General features: G+C 43.8%; 5 protein-coding genes and 1 pseudogene. 3 read left to right on the top strand and 3 right to left on the bottom strand.

Features of this window, described 5'->3' with window-relative positions; all coding sequences use genetic code 11:
• Window positions 1-323, bottom strand: a pseudogene (locus QAS77_RS10195) (DNA primase catalytic subunit PriS); the annotation flags it as partial.
• Window positions 324-473: 150 nt separating this feature from the next.
• Between QAS77_RS10195 and rqcH the strand changes: the two are divergent.
• Window positions 474-2,465 carry a ribosome rescue protein RqcH gene (rqcH, locus tag QAS77_RS10190; RefSeq protein WP_305065377.1) on the top strand — a complete coding sequence of 664 codons (1,992 nt, stop codon included), beginning with the start codon at window positions 474-476 and terminating at the stop codon, window positions 2,463-2,465.
• A gap of 49 nt (window positions 2,466-2,514) precedes the next feature.
• Window positions 2,515-3,558: an mRNA surveillance protein pelota gene (locus QAS77_RS10185; RefSeq protein ID WP_250867388.1), complete on the top strand. Its 1,044-nt coding sequence runs from the start codon at window positions 2,515-2,517 to the stop codon at window positions 3,556-3,558.
• Between the two features lie 22 nt (window positions 3,559-3,580).
• Here QAS77_RS10185 and QAS77_RS10180 read toward each other — a convergent pair whose 3' ends face one another.
• Window positions 3,581-4,462 carry a DNA integrity scanning protein DisA nucleotide-binding domain protein gene (locus QAS77_RS10180; protein WP_250867387.1) on the bottom strand — a complete coding sequence of 294 codons (882 nt, stop codon included), beginning with the start codon at window positions 4,460-4,462 and terminating at the stop codon, window positions 3,581-3,583.
• A gap of 140 nt (window positions 4,463-4,602) precedes the next feature.
• Here QAS77_RS10180 and thpR point away from each other — a divergent pair, with 140 nt between their 5' ends.
• A complete protein-coding gene (gene thpR / locus QAS77_RS10175; protein WP_250867386.1) occupies window positions 4,603-5,154 on the top strand; it encodes an RNA 2',3'-cyclic phosphodiesterase in 552 nt (183 codons plus the stop codon).
• 51 nt (window positions 5,155-5,205) lie between these two features.
• On the opposite strand, the gene QAS77_RS10170 is transcribed toward thpR, so the two are convergent.
• Window positions 5,206-5,393: FAD:protein FMN transferase (locus tag QAS77_RS10170; protein ID WP_305065375.1), on the bottom strand; the 188-nt coding region annotated here is incomplete at its 5' end.

Below are 5,393 nucleotides of genomic sequence, written 5' to 3'. Positions count from 1 at the left end.
GGTGCTCCCGGGATATGGTCTGCATCAAGGTCAAATATAAGGTCTGCAGCCAGCCACTGCTTTTCTTTCATGGTCGGAGCGTTCGGATACGTATAATATGCAACGGAATAATATACATGAGCAGGTGCCATTCCGGCAAGGTAATCCTCAACCTCGCCGGCAGAACCAAATGCCTTATGCCTCCTCATCACAGTTTCAGGCATATCATCAAAAGAAATAACTCCCCATTCCCGTTCTGGTAGTCTTGCAGGCAGATGAATTTCAGCAGTCCTGTAATATTCCTGGAATTTCGATTTGAGATAATGTTTGGTTTTGAGGTCCATGTATCATTTTCCAATAATTCGGTAATTGTTGGTTTTAACCAATTGATGTACTAATACTATTTCTTTATTGCTTAATCTGGTTGTTCTCTGATAATTTCAGATGATCCCGGATGGATAAACCTTAAGTCCGGTCGGAAGGTATAAGCACCTATGAAACAGGAGATGACGAGTGCAGATGTAGCTGCTCTTGTATCTGAACTTGGCGATGGGGAAGGTTCCCTTATCGATTCCAAGATCGGGAAGATATATCAGCCGGCACCGGATGAGATCAGGATAAATCTCTTTATATTTGGGAAAGGTCGGGACAACCTGGTGATAGAGGCAGGCAAAAGGGCACACATGAGCAATTATGTGCGTGAAAGCCCTAAAACCCCGCAGGCTTTTCCAATGCTACTTAGAAAACATATCCTCGGCGGAAGGATAACTTCTATCAAGCAATATGATTTTGACAGAATAATCGAGATGGGTGTAATACGTGGAGGTATTGAGACCATCCTCGTCTGCGAACTGTTCTCACGTGGTAACATTGTCCTTTTGAACAGTGACCGAAAGATTATCCTGCCTATGAAACCCGTTACCTTCAAGGGAAGACGTGTTCGCAGTGGTGAGATATATGAATATCCTGAAGCGCAACTAAGTCCTCTTTATGTCGATGCTAATGTAATGTCCGAGCGTTTCCTTTCTTCTGATTCAAATGTTGTCAGGACCATCGCTACCAGTTATAATCTCGGTGGGGTTCTTGCAGAAGAAGTATGTTTAAGGGCAGGTGTGGACAAGAACACTTCCGCAAAAGATGCAAGTCATGAAGAAGTGGCTGCACTCAGCAAAGCTGTTACAGACGTTTTTGCTCCGATAGTCGATCATGAACTAAAGCCCTGTATCATAAAAAAGACTGTGAAAGATGAGTTGCAGGCAGTGGATGTGCTCCCTCTGGAGCTTATGCAATATTCCGATGCTGAAAAGGAATTCTACCCTTCTTTCAATAAGGCTCTCGATGAGTACTTTGGAAAAAAGGCATCTGAAGAGGTCATCGAACAGGTAGTTTCTAAGAAGAAGGAAAAGGAGGATGTATTTGAGAGACGTCTGAGGAAACAGCAGGAAGCCATACTGAAATTTGAAAAGGATTCTACTAAATACACACTGATCGCCGAAAGCATCTATGGAAATTATCAGACAGTAGAAGAGGTTCTCTCTGTTCTCGAAGCTGCCAGGGATAAGGGCTATTCCTGGAAGGACATCTGGGATACTCTTAAGAAAGCAAAAGATACTCTTCCTGCAGCGAAGTCCATAGTAAGTATCGATTCAGCTGAAGGGAACGTGGTTATCGATCTCGATGTTGTAAATGCGAATATCAATATTCGCAAGACCATTCCTCAAAATGCTCAGATGTATTATAATAAGGCCAAGAAGATCAGCAAAAAGCGAGACGGGGCCTTGATAGCTATCGAAGATACGAAAAGAGCAATGCAAAAGCGGGAACAGAAAGTTTCTAAAAGGCGAAAGGCCGTCTTCAAGAAGCACTGGTATGACCGGTTCAGATGGTTCTTCTCATCCGATGGTTTCCTTGTTATCGGTGGAAGGGATTCTGATACGAACGAGGAGATCGTGAAGAAGTATATGGAAAAACGCGATATTGTTTTCCATACTCAGGTTCCCGGAGCTCCGATAACTGTAATTAAGACCGAAGGTAAGGATATTCCTGAAACTACTCTCGAAGAAGCGGCAAGGTTTGTCGTATCTTATTCAAGTGTCTGGAAATCCGGGCAGTTCAGTGGGGATTGTTACTGGATAAAGCCTGAACAGGTATCAAAGACACCTGAATCCGGCGAGTATCTTAAAAAAGGTTCTTTCGTCATTCGGGGTGAACGTAATTATTACAAGGATGTCCCTGTTGGTGTTGCCATAGGTCTTGACCTGGGTGCAGAGACGCGTGTTATCGGTGGACCTTTGTCTGCGATACAGAGCAATGGGAAGTATGTGATAGAGGTCATGCCCGGCAAGTTCAATCAGAACGATATTTCCAAGAAGTTATATCGTATGTATGTCGATGAGCTGAAAGACCCTTCCTTTGTCAAACAGATCGCATCACCTGACAGAATTGCAAGAATGCTTCCTCCGGGTGAATCGGATATCAGGAAATAACGGTTTTCCGTTATGGATATATGGTCTGGAAACAATATTGGGTATTATCATGAGGGTAACAAAAAGAGACCTGAAACACAACAGGGAAGGGGAGATATCCCTGACCCCGGAAACGCTTGATGATCTGTGGCACCTGAAATATATCATCGAGAAGGGTGACCTGGTTTTTTCTCTCACTAAAAGGAAAGCGGATACTGCGGCCGATAAGCTCAGGCCCGAAAAGGCCGAGAAGAAGACCGTACGCCTCGGCGTGAGGGTCGAGGATGTTGAGTTCCATAAATTCTCTAACCGTCTACGGGTCCATGGTCTTATTGAACATGGAATGGATGCGGGTTTTTATCATACGTTGAACATTGAAGATGGTACGAACCTTTCCATCACAAAATACTGGAAAAAGGATCAGTTAGAACGTGTTAATGAAGCGGAAGCATCTTCCAAAAGACCCAAGGTCATTCTCGTGGCAATCGAAGAAGGGGATGCGGACATTGGTTTTGTACGTCATTATGGAATTGAGATATACTCTCATATAACTCAGTCTTCCGGTAAAGGGGAAGGTACGCTTCGAGAAGTGTTCTTCAGTACTATTCTCGACCAGTTGACCCATGCAATGAGTGGAACTGAGTCGGTGGTAGTTTCAGGTCCTGGTTTTACTAAAGATGATTTCATGAAGTATGCATCGTCTAAGAACTCGGATCTTGTAGCAGGTATCCTTGTTGAGGATACTTCTTCCATAGGCATGTCCGGCTTCCAGGAAGTTCTTCGAAGGGGTGCTGTCGACCGTATCATGGAAGAGTCAAGGATCGCAAGGGAATCCTCTCTCATGGACAGCCTCTTAAAAGAGATAGCACTTGATGGCAAGGTTGCCTATGGTATGGATGAAGTGAAGCAGGCAATCGATTTCGGTGCTGTGGAAACCCTTCTGGTTGCGGATGAGATGCTTCGTCTTGAGAGGGAATCCGGCAACATTGACGGACTTATACAGAACGTTGAACGTTCACAGGGGAAAATGGTCGTTTTCAGTACAGAATTCGAACCCGGTCAAAGATTACATTCACTTGGTGGAATTGCAGCGATCTTGCGATTTAAGATATGAGAGTTTCGCAAGCATTGCACATTCATTTTTGTAAGGACGGTCTTTCGATATAATCAAGGCATAGCAGTTCCTTTCCGTCCATATATATGCGTACGGTTCCGCCGGATTCTGATATCGTTACTGCTATGGCGAAGGTGTCTCTTGTAATGGCTGCAGCTGAGACATGTCGTCCTCCCAATCCTTGTTCTATGTCTATATCTTTAGCATCGACATCGAGGTATCTGCCGGCAGCCTGAACGATACCCTCTTCTGAAATGACGAACACACCATCAAGAAGTGCGAACTCCTTTACCGATTCCCAGTTCTTCTTATCCAGCAGGTTGCGATGTTCATCCTTGTGTCCTGCGTAAGGGTTGAGTATCATCTGGTGGGAACGCTGCAATACTTCTTCGGTATCTCCCAAAATGAATGCCGTTCCTATCTTATGGCCCTCTCTTCCAGAGGCTGCAATGTCAAATGCAATTGCCAAAGCTACACGCATGACCTCGGGATCTACCCTTTCTTCACATTCCTGAATGGTTCTAATGAGCGGGCTTTGTGATACTTCGTGGGTTACAATGGCACCTGACTCTCTGGTCTGTATGAGGCCTACGATAGTTCCCGTTCGAAGTTCACCTATGATATGTTCGATGGCAGCAGCCTGTTCGATGTGTTGTGTATTGCCGGTGGCCTCTCTTGCCATTGGTTCAAGAATGCTCTTCAGTCGTTTTTCGTCTTCCAGACTGTCGGATATGAGGTTGTCGATGATACTCTTTTGGCGGCGTGGTACATAATATATGGGGATATTGGTCTCAATGCCCGCAAGATCAAAATCTCCGGATACTATTATAGCAGGAGAGCAGAGTTCTTCTGCGATCTTGATCGCATGTTTTGCTAAAATTCCTGTTGTATCTATAGTACCCATATCATCCCTCTAAATTACGAAATCATTGTGTGTTATTTATTATGTACATTCCTGATATATATATATATATTATAGTCAAAACAATTCCTTAAATTAGTTTGACAGTAATATTTAACAGGCATATGTGTTTTATTCTTATTATGTCAAGACTATTTATTGCGGTGGACCTTCCGTCTTCTGTACGTGGGGAACTTATTGATGTCCTTTCTTCATTTGAGGGTTTTAAGCTAAAGCTTGTTTCTCCTGAACTTATACATATTACGCTGAAGTTCCTTGGTGAGATTTCAGATGATATGGTGCCGGATATTGCATCTTCATTGGATGGTATTGAATGCATGCCATTTAATGCGAATATCAAAGGAGTTGGCGTTTTCCCCAACTTCCGCTCTCCAAGGGTCGTCTGGCTTGGGGCTGAAGGGAATTTCAAGCAACTCCATGAGGATGTGGAAGCCAGTCTTTCAAGGCTCGATTTCGACAAAGATAAAAGGGAATTCACTGCCCATGCAACTCTGGGACGTATCAAGTTCATGCCTAAAGAACAGATGGAAGGGTTCTTAGCTGTACTTGATAAGCTTAAAGAGGTGGACCTTGGGGAAATAAGGGTCGATAAAGTATTTTTGAAGAAAAGTACTCTTACTCCTTATGGTCCTGTTTATGAGACAATGCATGAGGTCTTGTTAGGACGAAAATGAGCTATATAAAAAAAGAAGGAAGGTGTGGTATTTCATACCCCTTCACTGATGTCAGATCTCTGTATTTTCGTATGTTGTGAATCCACTGGACCGAAGTGTCCTTTTATCTGATGTGATGATCAGGCATTCGATATCTTCAAGGCTCTCGATAAGCTCCAAACCTTCCTTTTCACCGAGTACGAACACTGTGGTTGCAAGTGCATCTGCATCCATTGTGGTCTCTGCGATAACTGTTGCAC

The sequence above is a fragment of the Methanococcoides sp. genome, assembly GCF_030594565.1.
Lineage (GTDB): Archaea > Halobacteriota > Methanosarcinia > Methanosarcinales > Methanosarcinaceae > Methanococcoides > Methanococcoides seepicolus.
The sequence above is the reverse complement of the archived record's forward strand: the minus strand, read 5'-3'. Positions and strand labels throughout refer to the sequence as shown.

What these genes read in the sequence shown, in the direction of transcription:
- rqcH (WP_305065377.1), top strand. Translation starts at nt 474, where the DNA reads ATGAAACAGGAGATGACGAGTGCAGATGTAGCTGCTCTTGTATCTGAA.
- QAS77_RS10180 (WP_250867387.1), bottom strand. Translation starts at nt 4,462, where the DNA reads ATGGGTACTATAGATACAACAGGAATTTTAGCAAAACATGCGATCAAG.
- QAS77_RS10185 (WP_250867388.1), top strand. Translation starts at nt 2,515, where the DNA reads ATGAGGGTAACAAAAAGAGACCTGAAACACAACAGGGAAGGGGAGATA.
- thpR (WP_250867386.1), top strand. Translation starts at nt 4,603, where the DNA reads ATGTCAAGACTATTTATTGCGGTGGACCTTCCGTCTTCTGTACGTGGG.